The sequence below is a fragment of the Companilactobacillus sp. FL22-3 genome (assembly GCF_054881455.1).
This window is the reverse complement of record NZ_JBTYYZ010000002.1, coordinates 75,121-97,069: the sequence shown is the minus strand read 5'-3', so window position 1 is coordinate 97,069 and position 21,949 is coordinate 75,121. Positions and strand designations below refer to the sequence as shown.

Here is a 21,949-nt window from a genome sequence, read left to right as displayed (position 1 = left end):
GTCACGCATGAGGTCGAAAAAAATTATTAAGAATTCTGTAAATAAAGTTGCTCTTTCGAACGCTTGTTCGTATAATGTAGATACAAACAAGTGTTCGGGGGCTTAAAAATGCAAGCAAAACAACTACACAATCGTTTCACTAACAATTTAATCAGCAATACCACAAATTTCCTTAATAATAATTTCGATTTTAACCTTAAAGTTACACCTAAAACTCTAGTAAAACAAATGCCTTTAATGCAATTAGAACTTTTCGCAGAACAAAGTTTTCACAACAATTATTCTGTCGTTATTACAATGTTAAACGACAAGCAGCTTCAAGGCAAATTTATTTCACAAGTTAATCAAAATAAATACGTTTTTAAGTTGAACAAAGCACTTTTCGAGATCGTCATGCTCGATCAAATCAAGTCAATCAACTTAGTCTAGCCGCTTTTGTTCGCCTTGGGCTAATTCTAATAATTCTTTAGCATGCTTTCTAGTCAAATCAGTCACCTTTGTTCCAGCTAACATCAGTGAAATAGCATCCACACGTTGGAGATCGTTTAGTAACGAAACCTTAGTCTCGGTTTTGTCCTTTACGGTCTCTTTTTTGATTTCAAATTGACGATCGCTCATCGCCGCTACTTGTGGCAAATGCGTGATACAAAGAACTTGCAGCGACTGCGCCACTTTGTAAATTTTATCGCCAATCGCCTGTGCCACTCGGCCACTGACTCCAGTATCAATTTCATCAAAAACGATTGTTTCAACATTCATCTTTTCAGCAATAATGGCTTCAAAAGCTAAGATCACACGCGACAATTCACCACCAGAGGCAACTTTTACTAACGGTTTAAAGTCTTCACCAATATTAGTTTTCAGATCGAAATGAATTTGATCGATTCCTTGAATTGATAAATTATCTTCCTCGAGTGACGTAAAACTAACTCCGAAGCGGGCATTTGGCATGTATAAGTCATTCAACTGGTGATTGATCGCCTTTTCTAACATCGTCGCTGTCTGGTGACGTTGTTTGGAAAGAGCCTTGCCCAAATCTTCCAATTTGGTATGCAAATCAGCGATTTCTTTTTCCAATTTAGCTTCCGTTGTATCATCAATATCAATCTCTTGCAATTCAGCGTGAGCCTTTTGACCGAATTCAATTACTTCATCTAAAGTAGGACCATATTTTTTCTTAAGACCATCTAAGGTAATTAGACGTTTTTGAATATCATCCAAGCGGTTCTCGTCAAAGTCCAAACTCTCTAATTGGTCAGCAATCGTTGCCGCATTGTCTTGGAGCTGATAATAAGCACCATTGACTGAATCGTAGAGTTCTTTGTAAGACTGATCGTAATCCATAATATCTTCTAGTTGGTCACGAACATTTCCCAAAGCATCGACTACGCCAGTGTTATTCTGGGACAATCCTTGATAACTCTCCTGCAAAGCTGAACTGATCTTTTCAAAATTGGCCAATTGATTCTTTTCGTCTTCAAGCTGGTCATCTTCACCGGCTGATAATTGAGCACTGTCGATCTCTTCAATCTGAAACTTCAACATATCGATTCTCTGAACCAAATTTTGCGAATTCTTTTGGATTGTTCTTAAACGAGCACGTTTGTCTTGATAGTTTTCGTACAACTTTTGATATTGCATTAAATCATTTTGAAATTGTTCGTCAGCGAAACGATCCAAGATATTAATGTGATTGTCTTCATCTAATAGTTCTTGTTGTTGATTTTGACCATGAATCTCGACTAAAAAGCGACCGATTTGTCGCAAGACGTTAGTTTTGACTAATTCATTATTGATTCGACAAACATTACGTCCCTTACGGTTGATCTCACGTTTGATAATCAACTGGTTGTCTTCGTGACGAATGCCATACTCGTCCAAAATTGCAAAAAGAGGACTACTTGATTTCACCTCAAATAGTCCCTGCACATTTAATTGCTCTTGTCCGGTTCTAATAAAATCGATTGATGATCGACTACCAACTAATAATCCTAACGCATCGATAATAATTGATTTACCAGCACCAGTCTCACCAGTTAAGGCCGTCATTCCGTCATGAAAATCAATCTGCAATTTATTAATAATTGCAAAATTATTGATGATTAATTTTTTTAGCATTATTTCACCTATTTATTAAGACTTGAGTATGCCTGTTCCATCGTCTTAGCAATGGAAACATTTTCTAAAATTTCACCAGCTTGTTCTTGGGCTGGCTTTTGAATATGCATCAAGAATTCAATATTGCCTTCGCCACCTTTGATTGGTGAAAAGTCGAGTCCTGACACAATAAATCCAGCATTTTTAGCAAAATCAGTGATCTTTTCCAGAACCATTTGGTGAACTTTGTGATCTCGAACGATTCCGTGTTTACCTACATTTTCTGGACCAGCTTCAAATTGAGGCTTGATCAAACAAACAGCATCGGCTCCTGGCAAAATAATATTGAACATTGGTGGCAAAATTAATTCAAGAGAAATAAATGACACATCAGTCATCGCAAATTGAGGCAAACCTTCATGAAAGTCTTCTGGTTTACTATAACGGAAATTAACTCGTTCCATCACAACGACCCGCTCGTCTTGACGCAATTTCCAAGCTAACTGATTGTATCCTACATCTAGGGCATAAACCTTTGTAGCCCCATTTTGTAAAGCCACATCAGTAAAACCACCAGTTGATGAACCGATATCAAGACAGATTCGATCTTTCAAGTCGATATCAAAAGACTTCAAAGCTTTTTCCAGCTTATAGCCTCCACGACTGACATATTTACTATGAGCATTTTTAGCCAAGTGAAAGACTGTCTCTGGATCAACCTTTTCACCGGGTTTATCGAAACGCAAATTATCTTGATTGTAAACTTCACCAGCCATGATCGAACGCTTAGCTTGTTCTCTTGATTCAAATAAATTCTGTTCAACTAATAAAACATCAATTCTCTTTTTTGCCAATATGTGTCACCTATTCTTTAAAATAATCCAAAAAGCTTACTAATAAGTTTTTATCAAATTCTGTTTCTTTTAAGACAGCGTTTAATGCATCTTTAGTCAACTCTGAAAGCTTAGTTTCAGTGGCTTCTTTTCCAATTAAATTAGGAAAAGTATTCTTATTAACGTCTTCGCCATCGTCAGCGTCATTGAGATCATCTTTGAGTTGGAAAGCCAATCCAATATCATTTGCGTATTGAACTAAGTTCTTAGACAGGTCATGTCCGGCACAAAAAGCTCCGATCGTCACGGCAGCGGTAATTAAATCAGCCGTCTTTTCCTTATGTAAAGTTGTCAACTGTGATTCAGTCAATTGCTTGTCTTCCATAGTGATATCAGTCATTTGACCAGCTACCATTCCCATTGGACCAGCATTGTGAGCCAAAATTCTGACTGCAGCCATACGTTTATCGGTACTTAAGTCAGACTTAGCAATCCAATAAAAAGCTTGAGTCAAAAGACCATCACCGGCTAAAACCGCTGGGCCGACACCAAATTTCTTATGATTAGCCAACTTACCACGCCGATAATCACTATCGTCCATCTCTGGCAGATCATCGTGAATCAAAGAATATGTATGAATCAATTCCACAGCGCCGGCAATATCAAAGAATTTTGGCAAATCAGCCAGCTTTATACCAGAAGAGTATGCGGTGGCCAATAATAACATCGGACGAACTCGTTTGCCACCTGCATCCAATGAATACAGCATTGCCTCTCGCAAAGTCTCTTGCTTGATCTCGGTATTTAACTTATCGTTTAAAAATTTATTGAAGTCAGGTAGGACTTGGGCTGAAAATTCGTTAAATTTTTTAATTTCCATAAATTATTTATTTTCCTCGGATTGATCATCTTTCATGGCAACTTCTTGGCCATCTTTAGTCATGATCTTAGTAACGGTAGCTTCAGCATCACTCAAGGTTTTCTCTAAATCTTTACTAAGCGTAACGCCTTTTTTAAACTTCTCCATTGCTTCTTCCAATGGCACATTGCCAGCTTCAAGGTCAGCAACTATTTTTTCTAAATCAGCTAAATTATCTTCAAAAGTTTTTTTGTCAGCCATTTTTATCCTCGCTTACTTCTTTGGTTATTAACTTAACATGTCCGTGTTCGACCTTCAAATCTACTGGTTTACCAACTTGATAATCCTGCACATCACGCAAGACTTGACCAGTTTCATTGGTTGCAATCGCATAACCACGACTCAAAGTCTTTAAAGGACTAAGTGAATCTAAGGCTACTACCTGTTTGTTAAATAAATTACGATTTCGATTGATAATTTTATTAACATTGTTGATTAAAATCTGATAATTACGATTTACTTGATTTGAATAACTATAGATTTTCTCACGTGGAGAAACTTGGACTAAGCGATTGGCATCATTGATCAAACGGCTTTTAGAATTATTGACATTGTTATTGATATTATTGTGCAATTTATCTTTCAAATAATCGACCTTTTGTAAGTAAACTGCATAGATTCGCTCAGGATGCTGTAAAAAGACGTTCTGAGACAGAGTTTTGAGTCGTTGCTGATAACTCATCAAGATATTATTTTGAGCGCCATACAGTCTTGTACGAAGATCTTGAAGGTGTTGCAGCACTTCACTCAAGACTGGGGTAGCTAATTCTGCAGCAGCGGTCGGTGTAGCAGCTCTTAAATCGGCCACAAGATCTGCAATTGTCGTATCAGTTTCATGACCGACAGAACTAATGACGGGAATTTGACTGTCAACGATTGCCCGAGCGACGATCTCCTCATTGAATGGCCACAAGTCTTCGATAGACCCACCACCACGACCGATGATCATCGTATCAAAATTTCCAGCTTGATTGATTTTTTGAATCTGTTCGACGATCGTTTCCGCAGCCCCTTCCCCTTGAACTTGAGCAGGGTATAAAACTAGTTGAACGATTGGAAAACGTCGGCTAACGGTGGTCATAATATCATGAATCACCGCTCCAGACTCACTAGTCACTACTGCGATCCGACGGGGAAATTGTGGGATCGTTTTTTTAGGTAAATCAAAAACGCCTTCGGCAGCTAGTTTCTTTTTCAACTGTTCAAATGCAGCATACAAAGCACCTAAACCAGCGGGCTCCATTGAGTCAACATAGATCTGGTAAGAACCACTTGGTTCATACAAAGAGATCCGGCCTTGAACAAGGACTTGCATCCCTTCTTCGGGCTGAAATTTGACCTTTTCAAAACTACTTTTGAACATAATTGCTGAAATCTTAGCTTTTTCGTCTTTCAAAGAAAAGTATTGATGGGCATGAGGACGCAATCGAAAATTAGAAATCTCCCCCACCAAATAGACGTGGCCCAAATAAGGGTCCACGTCAAATTTTCTTTTCAAATATTGGCTCAAAGCTGTAACCGTTAAATATTGTTCACTATCCATTGGCCCTGCCTTCGGCTAATTCGATCACTTGATCTACCAATGCTGTGATTGTCATTGGACCAACACCACCGGGTACAGGTGTCATCATACTTACCTTAGCCTTGACGTCATCAAAATCAACATCTCCACAAAGCTTTCCAAATTCATCACGATCCATTCCAACATCGATCACAATTGCTTGATCTTTGACGTAATCAGCTGTGATAAATTTAGCTTTTCCAATAGCAACGACGAGCACATCAGCCTTACTTGTAATTTCTTTTAGGTTCTTAGTATGTGAATGAGTGATCGTTACAGTGGCATTACGATCTAACATTAAAGCAGCAGTTGGTTTTCCAACAATATTGCTACGACCAACGATTACAACGTTTTTCCCATCAAGCTCAACGTTGTAGTGGTCTAGCATCATCAAAATTCCTGAAGCAGTGGCTGGTTTGGTTAGTGGTGTTCCAATCCAGAGATTGCCGACACTGATCGGTGTAAATCCATCGACGTCTTTGTGTGGGTCAATCGCTTCAATGACCTTATCTTCATCAATATGATCTGGGACAGGCAATTGCACGATGAAACCGTCAATTGCTGGATCATGGTTCAGTTCGTCGATCTTGGCTAACAATTCTTGTTCGGTAACTTCAGTTGGGAAATGGATCAATTGGAAATCAATTCCAAGTTTTTCCGCACGGCGTTTTTTGTTTCGCACATAAACGGCGCTGGCACTATTATCGCCAACTAAGATCACGGCTAATCCAGGTGTAATACCTTTAGCCTTCAATTGGTCTACCCGTTGGGTCATTGTTTCATCTAAAGCGGCTGCTACTTTTTTACCTTCTAATAATTTCACACTAATTACCATAAAAAGGCTGGTAAATTTACCAGCCTTTACCCTTCTACAAAATTAGATAAAATCCCATTAACAAAGGACTTAGAGTCCTTGTCGCCAAAGTCGCCAGCAATTTCGATAGCTTCGTCAATTGCGACTTTCTTTGGTACTTCTAAACTGTTTTCCATTTCAAATAGACCGACACGCAAAATTGCTCGATCAATTCGAGACAAACGTTGCACCGTCCATTTATTCTTCAAATATTTGGCGATTTGTGAATCGAGTTCTGCTTGGTGTTCTACGGCACCAGAAACTAAGAATGTCAAATAATCAGGGACTGTCTCGTCATTTAAATCACATAATTGCATGGTAGATGCGATTGCAAGTTCGGGAGTCTCCTGAGTCGTTTCAATGGAAAATAGTGATTGAACTGCTAGTTCTCTGATCTTATGTCTACTTATCACTAGTATTATTCCTTTTCGTCTGTTGTTACACGGTCTATTTCGCCAGTTTCTCTTTTTGCGATCAAACCGACAACATGCACATTAATTTCACTTAAATCTAAATCGGTCATGAATTCAAGTTGTTCAATGGCTGATTTTTGGATCTCCAAGGACACCTTTGGAATCGATACGCCGTATTCAAGATATACATATACATCGGCCGATATTTTATCTTCATCAAATGAAACATCAACACCCTTACCATGGTTGATCCGTCCAAAGAGTGAATCTATCCGACTTGAAATAGTTCCACGCATTTCATAGACGCCATCGACTTGGTTGGTTGCAATTCCCAAGAGGATCTCAATAACTTGATGTGATATTTCAACATTACCGTTTATTTTTCCACTATCTTGTTGTAGAGAAACATATTTTTGTTCAGCCATAAACTTATCTCCATAATCAGTTATTAATTAGCACGTGAAATGTAAGTACCATCTTGTGTATTAACAGTTAACATGTCGCCTTCGTTAACGAAGAAAGGTACTTGCACAACTAATCCTGTTTCCATTGTAGCTGGTTTTGAACCACCTGATTGTGTATCACCTTTGATTGAAGCTTCAGTTTCGACAACTTTAAGATCAACTGTGTTAGGTACATCAACCCCAAGTGTTTCACCGTTGTACATCATAATATTAACTTCCATGTTTTCCTTCAAGTATTTCAATTCATCTTGAATTTGTTCTGCAGGAATAGTTAATTGTTCGTAAGTTGTAGTATCCATGAAGACGTGGTTTTCACCATCGGCATATAGATATTGCATCTTTTTATTTTCAATGTTGGCTTTTTCAACCTTAGCAGTTGATCTGAAAGTCATTTCTTGAACAGCACCGGTTCTCAAGTTCTTTAACTTTGAACGAACAAAGGCGCTACCTTTACCTGGCTTAACATGTTGAAATTCAATAACACGCCAAATCCCATCTTTTACTTCAATTGTTAAACCATTTTTAAAATCATTTACTGAAATAGCCATTTTTTTCTCCCTTGATTAATTCACTGTTTTTGCCAATTAAAAAACACTATACATTATCTTACCAATATTTACTGGTTAATGGCAATAACTCAACCTTATTATATAAAAAAAAGAGGAACATTGTCCTCTTTTTTATCAATATTTTAGTATACTGAAACTTTTCTCTTGTCTTTGCCAAGTCTTTCGAACTTAACAACGCCATCTGTAAGAGCGAACAATGTATCGTCGCCACCACGTCCAACGTTTGTACCTGGGTGAATCTTTGTACCACGTTGTCTGTAAATAATTGAACCAGCTTTGATAGCTTGGCCATCAGCACGTTTTGCACCTAATCTACGACCTGCAGAGTTACGGCCGTTACTTGTTGATCCACCACCCTTATGGTGAGAGAAAAATTGTAAATTCATCTTAAGCATGAAGTTTACCTCCTAATCAAGATCTATCTTATTTTTTTGTACTTGAACTTCAATGTTTTTGGAATAACTATTTTCAATATCTTTAAGAATCCAAAATAGATTATCCAATAACAAGGCAGTATCATGTGATATCGCTTTGTCAAATTGGCATCCGAGATGCCCACCGTTTACTTCATCCATGACAACTTGAGGTTTAACCTCAGTCAGTTTTTCCAGATTATTGATTGTTCCAATTGTCACCGCCGATACTGCGGCACAAACTAAATCTTGACCATAAGGGCCCGAATCAGCATGTCCTTTAATTAAAAAGGAATCAATCTTCTGATCTGAATTCTGGTGAAAACTTGCTTTAATCATGATTAAGCCTTGATACTGTCGATAAGTACCTTTGTATATGGTTGACGGTGACCAGTCTTTGTATGTGAATGCTTCTTAGGTTTGTACTTGTAAGTAACAACTTTCTTTTCCTTACCTTGTTTTTCAACCTTACCAGAAACACTAGCGCCTGAAACTACAGGGCTACCAATCTTAATGTTGTCGCCGTCAGAAACTAAGATTACATCATCAAATGTAACTGCGTCCCCTTCTTTGACATCAAGCTTTTCAACATAAATTGAAGCATTTTCTTCAACTTTATATTGCTTACCACCAGTTTTAATAATTGCGTACATAAGCGTACACTCCCTTCTAAGACTCGCCAATCAGGTGCACTAAGCTTAAACCCGATTTTGAGCGGTTGTAGATGCAATAGTGATTGCAACTTATAAAATATAGCAAATTTTACTTGCTTTTTCAACTCTTCTTAGGACTTTTTTTGCTGAAAAACCGACTCTTTGGCCAGGAGCAATAACTTAACCCTAGAAAACCTAACAAACTGATCAATAATGAAACGATTCCAACTACATTATAGCCTGACTGAATCTCAATAATATTCTTGTTCGGTTGCGTCTTTAAACTGATTGTCTGACGAGCTGACTTGAAAACTTTCACCGCCTCATTATTGAGCTGAACGTTAAAGGCGTCATAATTTTGGATTGGCAAGTCCAGAATAGAAGTCCCGGTATCGTAATATTGAAGCCAATAATTATTAGGCTTAGTATGGTATGAAACTTTCACCGGTTCATGGTCTACTAAAACAATATTACGGCCATTAGCCGCTTGATCATGGTAATTCACAATGAACTTTTGATAATCAAAATTCTGGGCCGCTGTTAAATTAGTCTGAGGGTGAATTTGAGCTGCTTGATTGATCGTCAAGAAAATCATCGCACCGATTGTTACGACCATGAGAATTAATTTGATCAAACTTGGAAATTCTTGGAAAACCAAAATAACTATCCGACATATTAAAATTATGAGAAATAATTCCAAAATAATTTGTGCTGAAAAAATCAATCGAGAGTAATCTAAATCAAACTTCGGCAACTTGATCAGTGAAATCACAGTTAGGGGGATCATTTCTAAGATCATTATCTTATAACTGAAACGGCTCTTAAGGAAAGTCACGATAACGACTAATAGTAGCAAAAAAGCTATTCCTATCAACAAATACACTTGTACTGCTGGTAAATTAAGCCGTTGGAACCACTGTTGATAATCGATATTTTTAATCGGCGTCTGTACTAGGGGCCTAGACAGTTGAACTTGCAGCATGGGTCCCACAAATCCGACTGAAATTAAGACTGACATCCCTAAAACGATCAAAGAATTCAACGCCAATTTTCGCCAATATTTCCAGCTGTGAGTCGATTTTTTAAATAGTACTAGGAAGTATATGGGTAGTATGGTTAAAACGACCACAATCGCCATATAAGGTGCTGTCAAGAAAGTTAATCCACAACCCCAAGTCAATGTTTGCCAACGCTGATTCTTAAAAAACAAATTTACTCCGTAATAAACCATCGGTAGAAAAATCAAGACCAGATAGTTCTCAATCCGCTGCTGATGAAAGATCAAATTGAAACGGCCAATTGAAAAAGTATAAAAAACAGCAAAGAATAGAGCCTCAAACGTGTTATTGGCAAATTTGTTCATATAAAAATATGCACTCAATAATGTCAAAAAAGTTATCAGCCCAAAATAGACGATAAAACCAAAATAAGTGTCCAGACTGACCAATAACCACCCTGGCAGCAAACTCAGCCAAGGACTGAATAAATTGATCTGTGAACCCGAATGATTCCAATAGTCAAAATTTATCGGTGAAGTGAAGACGTTACCCAAACTTTTCAAATGGACGAGATTAAAAATCGTTGTCTGGCTGAAATCGATATGTTGTAAAAAAATAATGCTATAAAAAATACTCAACCCTAAAAATAAAAGACCTAAAATAATATTTTTCCCAGAAAGCTTTGGCATGGGTAACTCCTTTAAAATCAAAACTATGATTTCATTATACTAAAAAAGGACTGCGTAGATTAATTCTCACACAATCCTATGACGAAATATTCAATTTTTTATCTACGCTAAGGTAGTTATAACTAATCTTCCTAAGATCAGAAAGAAGAAAATCGTTGCGATGACATATTTGCCCCGTGGCAAATTCCAGTTTTTGATAATTCTGGTAATCAACGCTAAGGCAACGATTAAACTAATACCGATCAAAATCCCCATTAAATTACTAATAATTGCCTGTTGTGTTAAAAAGGCTGCAACAACATCAACTAGAATGAAAGCAATTGTAATAATAAACGAAAACTTTCTTCTCAAATCTCCACCTCTAAAATTCCAGCACAATAATACGCTTAAACTTTATACACTCCGACGAGTATTGTAAATGTTAATTATCGGCTTTGCAAGAGAGGATTTATATTAAATAATTAAGTTCACTGTTATATAGGCATTTATTTTTTTATAATTTATAAGATTGCCAAGGTAACCCTTCCGGAATACGATGATCGATAACCGAAACGCTCTTTAAATCGTCAGCATCACTCTCTAAAACTAATCGGTCCTGATCAAAGAGTGGCCATTCATACTTGATTGCTTCGGAATATGGTTTACCAGTGTTAATAAATTCTAACAATAATTCCAACAGATATTCACGATTCTTACGATAGTCAATATTCAGTTGAGCTTCTGGCAAATTCAGGTACTTAATTAAGCCGCCGTGATGACCTTCGAAAACACTTTCGGAATTGCAGTAAACTTCAGCCGCTGGTTGTGAGGCCAAAAGATCTGCTAAGCGTCTTGCTGGTAAACGATACATGGCTGTACCAAGCATTTGTACGAAGTCATTCTTGGAAAAAGTCTCTGGCAGAAGTTGCTTTTTTAAGACCTCGGCATTTTTACCAAACAAATCTGGGATTATTTCCTCTTCCAAATGATTGATACCAAACTTCTTATAATCACCCAACTCATTAGTTCCAGCTGAAATAATTGTCTTAAAATGTGTCCGCGACAGACGTTGCAATAACTTATCAGACCAATCTTGACTGATCAAATCATCATCTATCACAGGACCAAACCAATTAGTTGCTGTATGATCAGCGACGAGTTTACTTTGGACTAGTTGCAGACCATCATCGGTCAGATTGAAAAGATCCTTGCTAGTCTTGATTTTATTAGTCTGACATATCCGTTCGATCACTTTTTGGGCCGTCTTTAAATCACGGATCGTCTGTACTCCTCCGGAAAAGAGCATGATCTTTTGAATCCGATCAAGCATCGGCGAATTAGATGCCATTAACGCTGAAATCGACTTAGCACCAGCGGACAAGCCAGCTAAGGAAACATTATTGACATCTCCCCCAAAACTTTGGGCATTGTCTAAGACCCACTGGATGGCTAATAACTGATCAGATAAACCGACGTTAGTATCCCCACCATCGATTACCCCCCAACCAAAAAGGCCTAAACGATAATTAGGAGTTACGTGGACGACGGGCTGTTGATCTAGCCAAGTCATTTGCGGCTGATAGTTGCCACCCCGTAAGAAGCCGCCGCCATAGAGTTCGATCACAATTGGGAACTTACCGTCGACATCAGGGGTACTGATATTTAAGTTTAAACAGTTCTCGCCAAAACGGACTTGATTATTTTGCTCAAGCGCCTCATCTTGCATGGGCTGAATACCATGATGAACTGCATAATGCATTTTATTGACTTCATTTGATCCAAATTTAGCCATCGAGAATTCTTCAGCACGTTTAAAACGGCGTCCGTATCCAAACGGAATTCCTAAGAAATCCAGATGATGGCCGCTCATAATGCCATGAAATGTCCCAGTAGTTGTTTTTATTATCTTCTTCATTTAAAATAAACCCCCAATGAACAAAATATCAATTTAGATAATATTTTAAACTAATGATATGAATGCACAAGATTTTTATGTAAACATTTTTACAAGAATTTTATATAAATTTATTCATAATTTTCCTTGTTTACTAAAATGACATTGTATATAATTTCAGAGATATGTTTTTTAAGGGAGAGAAATATATGGTATTAACAGATGCACAAAAACGTGCTAACGAAAAATGGCACAAAAATCACCGCGAACGCGCTAATTATATTGCCATGCGTTCTTCAGCAAGAAGTTTTATCCGTAAAAAGTCAACTTTAGATGATCTGAAAGAATTACAAAAGATCATTGATAACCGACGCAAGGAACTGATTCAACCCTAAAATAATTTTATTATGCCAAAAGTAATATTTTTGTAACAATTGTAATAATTCTGTTATAATAAGAACTGAGGTAAGGGGTGGAAGCCTTACCTAATAGGTGTTCTGTCCAGATTCTGATGACATTAAAAGCTGCTGTTATTTCGGAGATGAAGATTATGAAAATAGTAGAATTTATCAAATCGTTAATAAAGGCCGAAAAAACCAACACTTCCACAAAAGATAGAGAAATTTTGGCTGAACTTGAAGGCGAAAATAAAGCCTTTATTTCTAGCAAATGATGTCATTTTAGTAAATTATTATTAGGGATGGTTCACTTATTTAAAAGTGAACCTTTTTTCTTGCACAAATTATCTTTTTTGGATTGACAGCCTGCAACACCTTTCACTATAATAATACAAGTGATGTCACAGTGGCTCAGTTGGATAGAGCAACGGTCTTCTAAACCGTAGGTCGTGAGTTCGAATCTCACCTGTGACACTAAAATATGAATAAGTCGATAATTACTGATAAGTCAGTCGTTATCGGCTTTTTTGTTGGGAAAATCGTTTCAAAAAAAATATTAATTAATTTCAATTTTCTCGTTGCAACTTTAAGTACTTTTCTCTATAATAGTACGAGTGATGTCACAGTGGCTCAGTTGGATAGAGCAACGGTCTTCTAAACCGTAGGTCGTGAGTTCGAATCTCACCTGTGACATTTTTTTATTGCCTTAGAATCACTATTAGCTCATGATTATTGATAAATCAACGATCGTGGGCTTTTTTTGTACTTAATTCTTGTTTCTTTAGCTCACCTAATACTATAAAATAAAAAGCCAATTCCACAAAAGGAATTGACTCTTATTAATTATTATTGTTGAGGATAAAAACGCAACTCTCGTTGCAAATTCAATATAACATCTCTTAAGCCAGAAATCTATTTTTAACGACAGTTGTAAAAAAACTGTATTCTAAATTACATTCCTGTTAAAAAATGATAATTGACTATACTATGCAACCATCTTCAACAATTTATTCATAGCTTCTTCAATTGACTTACCGCATGCAGAAACCCGTTTGTTTTTCTTATCATATACGGTAAACAATTGACGTTTCGTGTCTAAAGTAACTTTATATCTCATATTGCTTACCTCCAATTAATTATGATTCTTAATCATACTCGGATTATAAATAAAATCAAGGAAAATACCCAAACTTTTTTATTTTCGTATCATGATATAGTTCGTAAACTTTTTATTTGTTTCCCAATGAAGTCAACTAATTTATTGTAAGAAACAAGGCAAATACATTAGTTAGTTGAGACTAATTTCTAAATGTTCTGACTTGTAAATCAGACTTCTTTAACGAAGCATAAAAATATCCCTATTTTCATATTTTTAAAGGATGCAATAATAAAAATATTATTATATTTAGAACTAACTAATTTTTCAGCCGATTGTTCGCATTTTGGGCAAAAAAAAACTACTCCTGAAGAGTAGTCTAACTTTTAAAAGAATAATTCTTTACAAGCATTGGAAATAGCAATCTTCACATGCTCGTAGGTCAATCCGCCTTGAATGTAGATGATATATGGAGCCCGCATTGGTCCATCACAAGAAAATTCGATACTTGCACCTGATACAAACGTCCCTGCGGCCATAATAACTTGGTCCTCATATCCCGACATAGCACTAGGAACAGGGGAAACATTTGAATCAATTGGTGAGAATTTTTGAACAACTCGTGCGAATTGTACCATCTTGTCGGGATCGCCAAATTCAATCGTTTGAATCAAATCTGTACGATCATCATTCCACTTAGGCGATACGTTCAATCCCAATTTTTCAAAGATGGCTGCTTCAAAAATTGCTCCCTTGATGGCATTTCCAGTCACTCTAGGTGCTAGGAAGAATCCTTGGAACATTTCAGCCTGACGATCGATTGTAGCCCCTTCTGAGGCTCCGATACCAGGTGCGGTCAGACGATAACTTGCTAATTCAACTAATTCTTTTTTGCCGACGATATAGCCACCGACTTTAGCCAAGCCACCACCAGCATTCTTAATCAAAGAACCGGCCATTAAGTCTGCGCCGACGTCAGTTGGTTCGATTTCCTCGGAAAATTCACCATAACAATTATCGACAAAAACGGTTGCCTTCGAGACGGTTCTGATCTGCTTAATGATCTCTGCAATCTCTTTAACAGTCAAACTCTTACGTGTCGAATAACCACGTGATCTTTGGATGGCAATCACTTTTGGCTTTTGTTCAGTTATCTTTTGTTTCATCAACTCATAATCGACCTTATCGCCAGCCATTTTTACAAAATCAAATCCAATTTGATAGTCGATCAATGAGCCTTTTTTATTGCCAGCAGTCCCGATGACTTCTTGCATCGTATCGTAAGGTTCACCGGTCACATACAAGAGATTGTCTCCCGGACGCAAAAGTCCAAACAAGGCTGTAGCCAAGGTATGTGTTCCGGAAACAAATTGTGGCCGAACTAAAGCAGCTTCAGTATGAAAGACATCAGCATAAACAGCTTCTAGTTGATCACGGCCACGATCATCGTCACCATAACCAGTTGTCCCTAGTAGACTCGACTCATCGATACTTTCCTTGCGAAAAGCTGCCAGGACTTTGTTTTGATTGTCCAAGACTTGCTCATCGATTTGGGCCAATTTAGGTGCAATTTGCGCATCGACGTCTGCAATCACTTGTTTTAATTTATCTGGAAATTCTGCATTCCATTTAGACATTTTTTCCCTCCATGAAATCTCGTATTTTCCCCTCAATTACCGTTTGATAATCTGGTTCATCACTAATATTATACCAATCTACCGACATTTGATTACGGAAATATGTCAACTGACGTTTGGCAAAGTGTCGAGAATTCTTCTTCAGTTCCGTTAAACAGCTCTCTAAATCAGATTCTTTTGCAAAGTAAGGAAACAACTCTTTATAGCCGATTCCATTCTTAGCTTGTAAAAAGCTATCCCGGTGCTGATAAACATATCGTGCTTCTTCCAAAAGTCCCAGCTCCACCATCTTATCTACCCTAGAATCGATCCTTTGGTAGAGTTTCTGGCGATCGTCTGTCAAACCAACCAAATAAAAGTCAGCCCAAGTATGTCCATTCTCTTGGTCAACGATAGAACGACCAGTGGTCAATTTCACTTCAATTGCCCGGATCAAACGTCTGGAATTATCAATATCAATTTGTTCATAAGCTCTTTTATCTGTACCTTTTAAAATTGCTTGAAGTTTTTCAATTTCTCCGGCTTGTTCCAGTGCCATCAATTTTTGACGAATATTCTGGTCAATTTTTTCATCACCACCGAGGTTTAGATTATTGATCAACGAACTCAAATAAAAACCAGTTCCCCCAACTACTAATGGTAATTTCTGTTCCGCTGAAAGTTGAGTAATGATACTCCGAGCTTTCGTTTGAAAATCTTTTACGGTATAGCGTTGAGAGGGATCGCAGATATCGACCAAATGATGTGGGACCGCCTGCAATTCTGCTGGAGAATCCTTAGCTGTGCCAATATCTAAATGACGATAAATCTGCATGGAATCTCCAGAAATGATTTCCCCTTGAAATTTTTGGGCTAATTTTAAACCCAGGGCACTCTTACCTACGGCGGTGGGTCCTACAATTGCAACAACTTTTATCAAAAAATTACCTCTCTTAGACAGTCTTTTATAGATATTTTAATCGAAATAAGCCATAATGAGAATTAAAGACAGGAGGAATATTATTATGGCAAAAAAACAAAAACATTTTCGTTTTGTTAAAGGGTTCCTTGTTGGTTCACTAACAACTGCTACCGCAGTTTATGGTGCATTGCATGCTTTTCAAAAAAAGGTCATTGAACCTGAAAACGATGAAAACGAAAGAATCGAATCCAACCGCAGACGTGCTAACCGTAAGAGTCTACAAGCACATCAAGGCTAATCCACTTAACTATTATATATAATAAAAAATGCTGTGTCAGAATAATCTCTGCACAGCATTTTTTTAAATTTTAGTAGTCTTCTTAGTCTTACCTTCCCAGTCGTTGAAACGGTCAGACAACCACTTAACGTCAGTAAAGCCCCACTTCTTTTGTAACTTAAGAGCTGCACGAACGCACATATTTTTATTGTCACTATATAAGTAAACCGGAAGATCTGGTCTCAATTCACCCTCATTGTACTTTAATTGTGAATATGGCAAATTTCTGGCACCTAAAATATGTTTAGCGTCAAAGGCATTTTTCTCTCTTAAATCAACAATTTGAGCTTTGCGCATCGATTCCTCAAATGTCTTTTGGTCGAGTGCTCCACCCATACTACGGCCTTTAAGCATGTAATATAGCCAAGAACCGACCCAATAGATTAAAAATCCGATTACAATAACATACAAAACTGCATTTAAAACTTGCATCAACAAAACCCCTAATCAACTTTAATCAATGAAGCAGCACCGATAACTCCGGCACCATTACCTAAACTAGCCAACTTCAACTCAGTTGTATCTCTGATTGTTGGGAATAAGTTAGTACGAAGCGCCTTTTCAACCTTAGCACGTAGGAATTCACCAGCAGCAGAAACTCCACCACCAATGACGATGTACTTAGGATTCAAAGTATTAGCGATGTTTCCAAGCACAAATCCAAGTGATTCGCAAACATAATCGGCAACCATCAAAGCTAAATCATCATTTTCTTTAGCTAGATCGAAAACATCTTTAGCGGAGATATCTTGACCATCATCAAGCATGGCCTTCAATTGTGAGTTGCCAGCGTATTCTGAAGCACGGTCTCTAGCCACACGAACGATACCAGTAGCTGAAGCGATTGTTTCCAAACAGCCTCTCTTACCACAAGTACATAAGAAACCATTAGGATCAACGGTAACGTGACCGATTTCACCTGCAGCACCATTAGCACCTTGAACTAATTTTCCATTAGTGATGATACCACCACCAACACCAGTTCCAAGTGTTACAAAGACAACGTCATTTGCGTTGTTACCAGCACCTTGCCATCTTTCGCCAAGTGCAGCAACGTTAGCATCGTTTTCGATTACAACTGGTAAGCCAGTACCCTTTTGAATATCACGCACTGGATAAACTTCATTAGTCCAGTTAAGGTTAAAAGCACCTTTGATTGTTCCTTTTTGGTGGTCAATTGTACCAGGTGAACCTAGTCCAATACCGTCAAATTGGTCTGGAGTCATGTCATACATCTTGATATGGTGATTGATTGAATCAATGATATCAGGAATGATCAATTGTCCATCAGATAGAATATTGGTTTCAATACTCCATTTTTGTTGAATCTCACCTTTATCAGTAAGAATAGCAAATTTAATTGTTGTACCACCAAGGTCAACACCGATTAACTTTTTCTCTGTCACTTTGATCTGTCCTTTTCTTCTTCTTTTTTCTCTTCTTTTCTGTGTTCCCGTTTTAAGACCATTTGAACACGAATAAAAGTCTGTTTATCAATTAATCCGCCTTCGTACAAGCGCTTTACTTCACTCGACATCAGCTCGATGTCCCAAATCCTTTTACCAACATGGACAAAAGTTCCAAAGCGTTTCAAAAGCTGCTGGACATCATAGAGAGTTCTAAAGCTCATATTATCCAATAAACATCATACCCTTTGCATACATAAGATAAGAAACAACTATAGTTATCACTATGACTAAAATTCGATAGATCATCTTCGGACGATTACTATTTGGCAAACCACAGGCATAGCCCAAAAGAATCCCTCCTAATGCGCCACCGAGATGACCCCAGATATTAATCCCAGATATGGTTAGATCCATGATCAAATTGATAACGATCAATCCTAAAAAGCTTTTACCCAGTTCATATAAGAAACGATTTTCTCGATAAATCAAGGCCAAAGACAAAAATACCCCAAACATCCCAAACAAGGAAGTACTTGCCCCAGCGGAGATAGCATTATCAGCTCCAAAAGCAAAACTGGCTAAGTTACCGATAATCCCGCTCACCATGTAGATCACAAGAAAGCGCCAATGACCAACGACTGGTTCTAGGATTCGACCGACATAGAATAGTGTAAACCCATTCATCAGAATATGGAAGATACCAATATGTAAAAATATTGGTGCAATCAGTCGCCACCACTGACCATCTCTAATCAAAACGTTGGCTTCTGCTCCCAAATAGATCAAGGTCTGGGTATTTTGTGAACCGCCACTAAAAGTCTCAACCAGATAAACGAAAACCGTTAAGATCAATAATGACCAAGCCATATACGAGCTTTTAAATTCATCGAGCCTATTCATTTGGTTCACCTGTAGAGACTAAAACCTCATCAATTTGCTTGTCTAGCACATAGATGGGCCAAAGTGTCTCTTGATAGAATTGCTTGGATAGAGCTAAGGAAATTGTCTTCGTTGGATACTTAGCTAGGTAGCGATCAAAATAGCCGGCTCCAAACCCTAAGCGATCATTATTTTTCGAATATGCCAAACCAGGAACGATCAAGAGATCCGGTGGGTCCATGATGTTGTTTTCATAATCCTTCGGTTCTCTAATCCCAAAATTTGATTCAACCAATTCCGTGTCCTTGGTATATTTGACGAAAGTCATCGAATAATCATCGAATGTTTTAGGAATATATACATCTTTTCCCATTTCAAAACATTGATTAATGATTGGAAATGTTGGTATTTCGTTATTCATACTCAAAGTAATCCCAATACTTGGAGTATTTTGGAAATCCAAATTATCAAATAATTGTCGATAGAGATCGTTGATCTCTTTTTGTGCTTTATCAGATTTCATAAAGTCACTGACGAGATCGATTTGTTGCTTTCTAAAACTGACCTTATCCAACTGATCACTCCCTTAGTAAAAAAAACAACAGGGGTTTTAACCTGTTGTTTATTTTGTTTCGCGGTGCAATGTAACAGTACGTTCGCGTGGACAATATTTCTTAAGTTCAAGACGATCGGGATTGTTACGTTTGCTCTTGCTTGTTAGATATGTACGTTCATGACATGAAGTACATTCCATTGTTATATTAACTCTCATATTGGAACATCCTTTCATAAAAACTTAACTAAATTCAACTAATTAAATATATCATTTTTTACGCTATATTAAAAGGCTTAATTTAGATTATTTCTGGCCTGTCATCTTGTAATAATCAGTATAAATTTGATGTGCCAACAAATTAGGGTAACTACCATTCTCACTGGTTAGATTTGGAAAGACGATTGCCATAGCAACATTTGGATCATCATAAGGTCCAAAACTGACCAAACTAGTTGTGATTGTTTCTGGTGGATCACTCGATGGATTATCAGGGTCGTAATAGAATGATTGGGCAGTACCAGTCTTAGCAGCAACAGCTGGTGATAAATCTTTCAACTTAGTTGCAGTTGTCCAATAACCACTTCCGTGAACTGCGGCATACATACCTTTTCGTACAACGTTCAATTCATCTTGGGTGAAGCCAACTTTATTTAAGACTTGTGGTTGAGTTACTGAAGTTAAAGCACCCTTCGTTCCATCATCCTTTGTCTTTTGAATGGACTGTACGATATAAGGCTTCATACGGTAACCGCCGTTTGCAATTGTTGAAATATATTGAGCCATTTCAATCAACGTATAAGCATCGTAGTTTCCGTACGACAAGTCAAGTGCAGAACCAGTTTTCAAACTGCCATCACTATTACGGGTTGAACCTTCGATACCGGTTGTTTCACCAGAAATATCGATTCCGGTTTTAACTCCGAGTCCAAATTGATTGAAGTAACCACGTAACTTCGAGAAAATATCCGAGTTCATTGTAATTTGTTTATTTGGAACATAGGTAGCTTTGGCTTCCTTCAAGGCCAAGTTCATCATATAAATATTAGATGAATATTGAAGCGCATGGATAGCATCCAAACTACCGAACGTGCCTGCTGGATAAACAGACTTCTTAACCGGTGTACCTGGTAGATAAATAGGATCATCAGCTTGAGTATTGTTCTCTGGACTAATAACACCATCCATCATTGCACCTAAAACAGTCGCACCTTTGACAGCAGAACCCATAACGAAGGTCCGGTTGATAACACCTAGAGCATCTTCAGTTGTTTTACCAGTCTTCGGATTATTGTGAATTCCAGCCATGGCTAAAACTGCTCCGGTCTTAGGATTCAAGACAACCGCATAAGCACCGTCAGAATATTGGGTGATACCAGCAGACTTGGCTGCATTGTACTGTTCCTCAAGATCAGCTTGAACTTTCTTTTGGAAACTCGAATCAATGGTCAAATTAAGATTGCCACCCTTTTGACCTTTATAAAGAATGGTGCTCTTCTTAATTTGATTGTTGGAACCAATTTGAACTTGGCGTTGACTCTTAGTACCAGAAAGAATCGATTCATAATTTTTTTCCAAATAACTTGTACCAACTCGGTCATTTCTTGAATAACCAGAAGCTAACATTGAGTTGATCTCATCATCTGGGATACCTTGTTGTTCAGTCGAGACGCCACCAATAATACTGGCAATCGATTTACCTTGAGGGTAATCACGATTCCAATTGCTACCGATACTAATACCAGGAAGTTCAGTCAAATGCTCACTAACTTCAGCAATTTCCCGTGCACTTAGATTTTTATCTTTTAAGAACACTGTTGAAAGTGAATAAGCTGAACTCATTTTCTTAAATAAAGAAGCTCTTTGAAGATCTTTATCAGATAAATGTATCCCTTGAGCCTGAACATATTTAACTTCGTTTGAATATATCTTATTGGGAGTGAGTGCATCACCATTTGAATCCACTCGATAAGACTTAGGCATTTGCTTAGCTACCTTGGCTGACTTATTCGGAGCTGCCAAGATATAATCTGCTTTATCACGTTCAGTCAAATCATCTGGCGTAATAGCTATGTACTTAGTCAATCGGTTAGCAATCGTATATATATCACTCGATTTAACTGAACCACTCTTTGTGTAAGTAATTGCATTAGAAGTCGAATTGCCGACTAGCAATCTTCCCTTTGAGTCGTAGATCATTCCACGTGGCACACTGCCTGTCATTACTGTCTTATCTGTTCTGTCAACTTCAGCTGTGAACTTACCACCATAAACGATCTGGAGATAAGCCAACTGTCCGACCAAGGTTGCGAATAGGACAAAGACAATAAAAAAAAGCAGGTTTAGTCGAAATGGAATAGTAGACTTAGCTTGACTACCTGTTCTTTTCTTTATTATATCCAGT

29 protein-coding genes, 2 tRNA genes and 1 other annotated feature are annotated in these 21,949 nt (G+C 37.6%); of the genes, 6 read left to right on the top strand and 25 right to left on the bottom strand.

Translation table 11 applies throughout. The features are described 5' to 3' along the window. Positions 1 to 108 precede the first annotated feature (108 nt). Positions 109 to 429: a hypothetical protein gene (locus ACYT32_RS02510; protein WP_395264297.1), complete on the top strand. Its 321-nt coding sequence runs from the start codon at positions 109 to 111 to the stop codon at positions 427 to 429. Here ACYT32_RS02510 and recN read toward each other — a convergent pair. The 15 genes from recN to ACYT32_RS02435 all read right to left on the bottom strand — a co-directional run bounded on the left by recN (position 421) and on the right by ACYT32_RS02435 (position 12,356). Beyond that, the gene (recN, locus tag ACYT32_RS02505; RefSeq protein ID WP_395264295.1) at positions 421 to 2,118 is read right to left on the bottom strand and encodes a DNA repair protein RecN; all 1,698 of its coding nucleotides are present in this window, start codon (positions 2,116 to 2,118) and stop codon (positions 421 to 423) included. The genes ACYT32_RS02510 and recN overlap by 9 nt on opposite strands. Positions 2,119 to 2,126: 8 nt before the next feature. Next, entirely contained in the window at positions 2,127 to 2,951 is an 825-nt protein-coding gene (locus ACYT32_RS02500) for a TlyA family RNA methyltransferase (protein WP_395264293.1), read from the bottom strand. A gap of 10 nt (positions 2,952 to 2,961) precedes the next feature. Further along, positions 2,962 to 3,810 (bottom strand): polyprenyl synthetase family protein, encoded by an 849-nt coding sequence (locus tag ACYT32_RS02495; protein WP_395264292.1) that lies wholly within the window; start codon positions 3,808 to 3,810, stop codon positions 2,962 to 2,964. A gap of 3 nt (positions 3,811 to 3,813) precedes the next feature. After that, positions 3,814 to 4,050 carry an exodeoxyribonuclease VII small subunit gene (locus tag ACYT32_RS02490; protein ID WP_395264291.1) on the bottom strand — a complete coding sequence of 79 codons (237 nt, stop codon included), beginning with the start codon at positions 4,048 to 4,050 and terminating at the stop codon, positions 3,814 to 3,816. Beyond that, the gene (gene xseA / locus ACYT32_RS02485; RefSeq protein WP_395264290.1) at positions 4,043 to 5,392 is read right to left on the bottom strand and encodes an exodeoxyribonuclease VII large subunit; all 1,350 of its coding nucleotides are present in this window, start codon (positions 5,390 to 5,392) and stop codon (positions 4,043 to 4,045) included. Before xseA ends, ACYT32_RS02490 begins: the two co-directional genes overlap by 8 nt. After that, positions 5,385 to 6,245 (bottom strand): bifunctional 5,10-methylenetetrahydrofolate dehydrogenase/5,10-methenyltetrahydrofolate cyclohydrolase, encoded by an 861-nt coding sequence (locus ACYT32_RS02480; protein WP_395264289.1) that lies wholly within the window; start codon positions 6,243 to 6,245, stop codon positions 5,385 to 5,387. Before ACYT32_RS02480 ends, xseA begins: the two co-directional genes overlap by 8 nt. Before the next feature lie 26 nt (positions 6,246 to 6,271). Then, positions 6,272 to 6,676: a transcription antitermination factor NusB gene (nusB, locus tag ACYT32_RS02475; protein WP_395264288.1), complete on the bottom strand. Its 405-nt coding sequence runs from the start codon at positions 6,674 to 6,676 to the stop codon at positions 6,272 to 6,274. A gap of 5 nt (positions 6,677 to 6,681) precedes the next feature. Further along, on the bottom strand, positions 6,682 to 7,101 hold the full coding sequence (locus ACYT32_RS02470) for an Asp23/Gls24 family envelope stress response protein (RefSeq protein ID WP_395264287.1): 420 nt from the start codon (positions 7,099 to 7,101) through the stop codon (positions 6,682 to 6,684). A 23-nt stretch (positions 7,102 to 7,124) separates the two neighbouring features. After that, complete coding sequence (gene efp / locus ACYT32_RS02465) at positions 7,125 to 7,688, bottom strand: elongation factor P (protein WP_395264286.1); 564 nt, start codon at positions 7,686 to 7,688, stop codon at positions 7,125 to 7,127. 143 nt (positions 7,689 to 7,831) lie between these two features. Continuing rightward, positions 7,832 to 8,104 carry a 50S ribosomal protein L27 gene (gene rpmA, locus ACYT32_RS02460; protein ID WP_395264285.1) on the bottom strand — a complete coding sequence of 91 codons (273 nt, stop codon included), beginning with the start codon at positions 8,102 to 8,104 and terminating at the stop codon, positions 7,832 to 7,834. 12 nt (positions 8,105 to 8,116) lie between these two features. Further along, positions 8,117 to 8,461 (bottom strand): ribosomal-processing cysteine protease Prp, encoded by a 345-nt coding sequence (locus tag ACYT32_RS02455; RefSeq protein WP_395264283.1) that lies wholly within the window; start codon positions 8,459 to 8,461, stop codon positions 8,117 to 8,119. Between the two features lie 2 nt (positions 8,462 to 8,463). Beyond that, positions 8,464 to 8,775 carry a 50S ribosomal protein L21 gene (rplU, locus tag ACYT32_RS02450; RefSeq protein WP_395264281.1) on the bottom strand — a complete coding sequence of 104 codons (312 nt, stop codon included), beginning with the start codon at positions 8,773 to 8,775 and terminating at the stop codon, positions 8,464 to 8,466. Positions 8,776 to 8,784: 9 nt separating this feature from the next. After that, positions 8,785 to 8,852: a sequence feature (ribosomal protein L21 leader region), on the bottom strand. Positions 8,853 to 8,896: 44 nt separating this feature from the next. Beyond that, on the bottom strand, positions 8,897 to 10,462 hold the full coding sequence (locus ACYT32_RS02445) for a hypothetical protein (protein WP_395264279.1): 1,566 nt from the start codon (positions 10,460 to 10,462) through the stop codon (positions 8,897 to 8,899). 102 nt (positions 10,463 to 10,564) lie between these two features. Next, on the bottom strand, positions 10,565 to 10,813 hold the full coding sequence (locus ACYT32_RS02440) for a hypothetical protein (RefSeq protein WP_395264277.1): 249 nt from the start codon (positions 10,811 to 10,813) through the stop codon (positions 10,565 to 10,567). A gap of 142 nt (positions 10,814 to 10,955) precedes the next feature. After that, positions 10,956 to 12,356: a carboxylesterase family protein gene (locus tag ACYT32_RS02435; protein WP_395264275.1), complete on the bottom strand. Its 1,401-nt coding sequence runs from the start codon at positions 12,354 to 12,356 to the stop codon at positions 10,956 to 10,958. 188 nt (positions 12,357 to 12,544) lie between these two features. Here ACYT32_RS02435 and ACYT32_RS02430 point away from each other — a divergent pair, with 188 nt between their 5' ends. From ACYT32_RS02430 to ACYT32_RS02415, 4 genes are all read left to right on the top strand, one after another. After that, positions 12,545 to 12,730: a hypothetical protein gene (locus ACYT32_RS02430; RefSeq protein ID WP_395264273.1), complete on the top strand. Its 186-nt coding sequence runs from the start codon at positions 12,545 to 12,547 to the stop codon at positions 12,728 to 12,730. A 155-nt stretch (positions 12,731 to 12,885) separates the two neighbouring features. Beyond that, on the top strand, positions 12,886 to 13,008 hold the full coding sequence (locus ACYT32_RS02425) for a hypothetical protein (RefSeq protein WP_395264271.1): 123 nt from the start codon (positions 12,886 to 12,888) through the stop codon (positions 13,006 to 13,008). Between the two features lie 125 nt (positions 13,009 to 13,133). Then, positions 13,134 to 13,207, top strand: a tRNA-Arg gene (locus ACYT32_RS02420). 145 nt (positions 13,208 to 13,352) lie between these two features. Continuing rightward, positions 13,353 to 13,426, top strand: a tRNA-Arg gene (locus tag ACYT32_RS02415). Between the two features lie 292 nt (positions 13,427 to 13,718). Here the strand turns inward: ACYT32_RS02415 and ACYT32_RS02410 are convergent. The 3 genes from ACYT32_RS02410 to miaA all read right to left on the bottom strand — a co-directional run bounded on the left by ACYT32_RS02410 (position 13,719) and on the right by miaA (position 16,385). Beyond that, positions 13,719 to 13,850: a hypothetical protein gene (locus ACYT32_RS02410; RefSeq protein ID WP_395264269.1), complete on the bottom strand. Its 132-nt coding sequence runs from the start codon at positions 13,848 to 13,850 to the stop codon at positions 13,719 to 13,721. A 365-nt stretch (positions 13,851 to 14,215) separates the two neighbouring features. Continuing rightward, positions 14,216 to 15,466, bottom strand: coding sequence for a methionine gamma-lyase family protein (locus tag ACYT32_RS02405; RefSeq protein WP_395264267.1), 1,251 nt, complete (start codon positions 15,464 to 15,466; stop codon positions 14,216 to 14,218). Beyond that, on the bottom strand, positions 15,459 to 16,385 hold the full coding sequence (gene miaA, locus ACYT32_RS02400; RefSeq protein WP_395264265.1) for a tRNA (adenosine(37)-N6)-dimethylallyltransferase MiaA: 927 nt from the start codon (positions 16,383 to 16,385) through the stop codon (positions 15,459 to 15,461). The genes ACYT32_RS02405 and miaA overlap by 8 nt, the downstream gene beginning before the upstream one ends. 85 nt (positions 16,386 to 16,470) lie before the next feature. Here miaA and ACYT32_RS02395 point away from each other — a divergent pair, with 85 nt between their 5' ends. Then, a complete protein-coding gene (locus tag ACYT32_RS02395) occupies positions 16,471 to 16,665 on the top strand; it encodes a DUF3042 family protein (protein WP_395264263.1) in 195 nt (64 codons plus the stop codon). A 63-nt stretch (positions 16,666 to 16,728) separates the two neighbouring features. On the opposite strand, the gene ACYT32_RS02390 is transcribed toward ACYT32_RS02395, so the two are convergent. The 7 genes from ACYT32_RS02390 to ACYT32_RS02360 form a co-directional block, all read right to left on the bottom strand. Further along, entirely contained in the window at positions 16,729 to 17,136 is a 408-nt protein-coding gene (locus ACYT32_RS02390; RefSeq protein WP_395264262.1) for a rhodanese-like domain-containing protein, read from the bottom strand. A gap of 11 nt (positions 17,137 to 17,147) precedes the next feature. Next, complete coding sequence (locus ACYT32_RS02385) at positions 17,148 to 18,110, bottom strand: ROK family glucokinase (RefSeq protein WP_395264260.1); 963 nt, start codon at positions 18,108 to 18,110, stop codon at positions 17,148 to 17,150. Further along, positions 18,107 to 18,334, bottom strand: a complete 228-nt coding sequence (locus ACYT32_RS02380) for a YqgQ family protein (protein WP_395264258.1) — start codon at positions 18,332 to 18,334, stop codon at positions 18,107 to 18,109. Before ACYT32_RS02380 ends, ACYT32_RS02385 begins: the two co-directional genes overlap by 4 nt. A gap of 1 nt (position 18,335) precedes the next feature. After that, on the bottom strand, positions 18,336 to 19,013 hold the full coding sequence (locus ACYT32_RS02375; RefSeq protein WP_395264256.1) for a rhomboid family intramembrane serine protease: 678 nt from the start codon (positions 19,011 to 19,013) through the stop codon (positions 18,336 to 18,338). Then, on the bottom strand, positions 19,006 to 19,566 hold the full coding sequence (locus tag ACYT32_RS02370; RefSeq protein WP_395264254.1) for a 5-formyltetrahydrofolate cyclo-ligase: 561 nt from the start codon (positions 19,564 to 19,566) through the stop codon (positions 19,006 to 19,008). The genes ACYT32_RS02375 and ACYT32_RS02370 overlap by 8 nt, the downstream gene beginning before the upstream one ends. Before the next feature lie 48 nt (positions 19,567 to 19,614). Continuing rightward, on the bottom strand, positions 19,615 to 19,764 hold the full coding sequence (gene rpmG / locus ACYT32_RS02365) for a 50S ribosomal protein L33 (RefSeq protein WP_010019383.1): 150 nt from the start codon (positions 19,762 to 19,764) through the stop codon (positions 19,615 to 19,617). An 87-nt stretch (positions 19,765 to 19,851) separates the two neighbouring features. After that, positions 19,852 to 21,948: a peptidoglycan D,D-transpeptidase FtsI family protein gene (locus ACYT32_RS02360; RefSeq protein ID WP_395264473.1), complete on the bottom strand. Its 2,097-nt coding sequence runs from the start codon at positions 21,946 to 21,948 to the stop codon at positions 19,852 to 19,854. Between the last annotated feature and the right edge of the window lies 1 nt (position 21,949).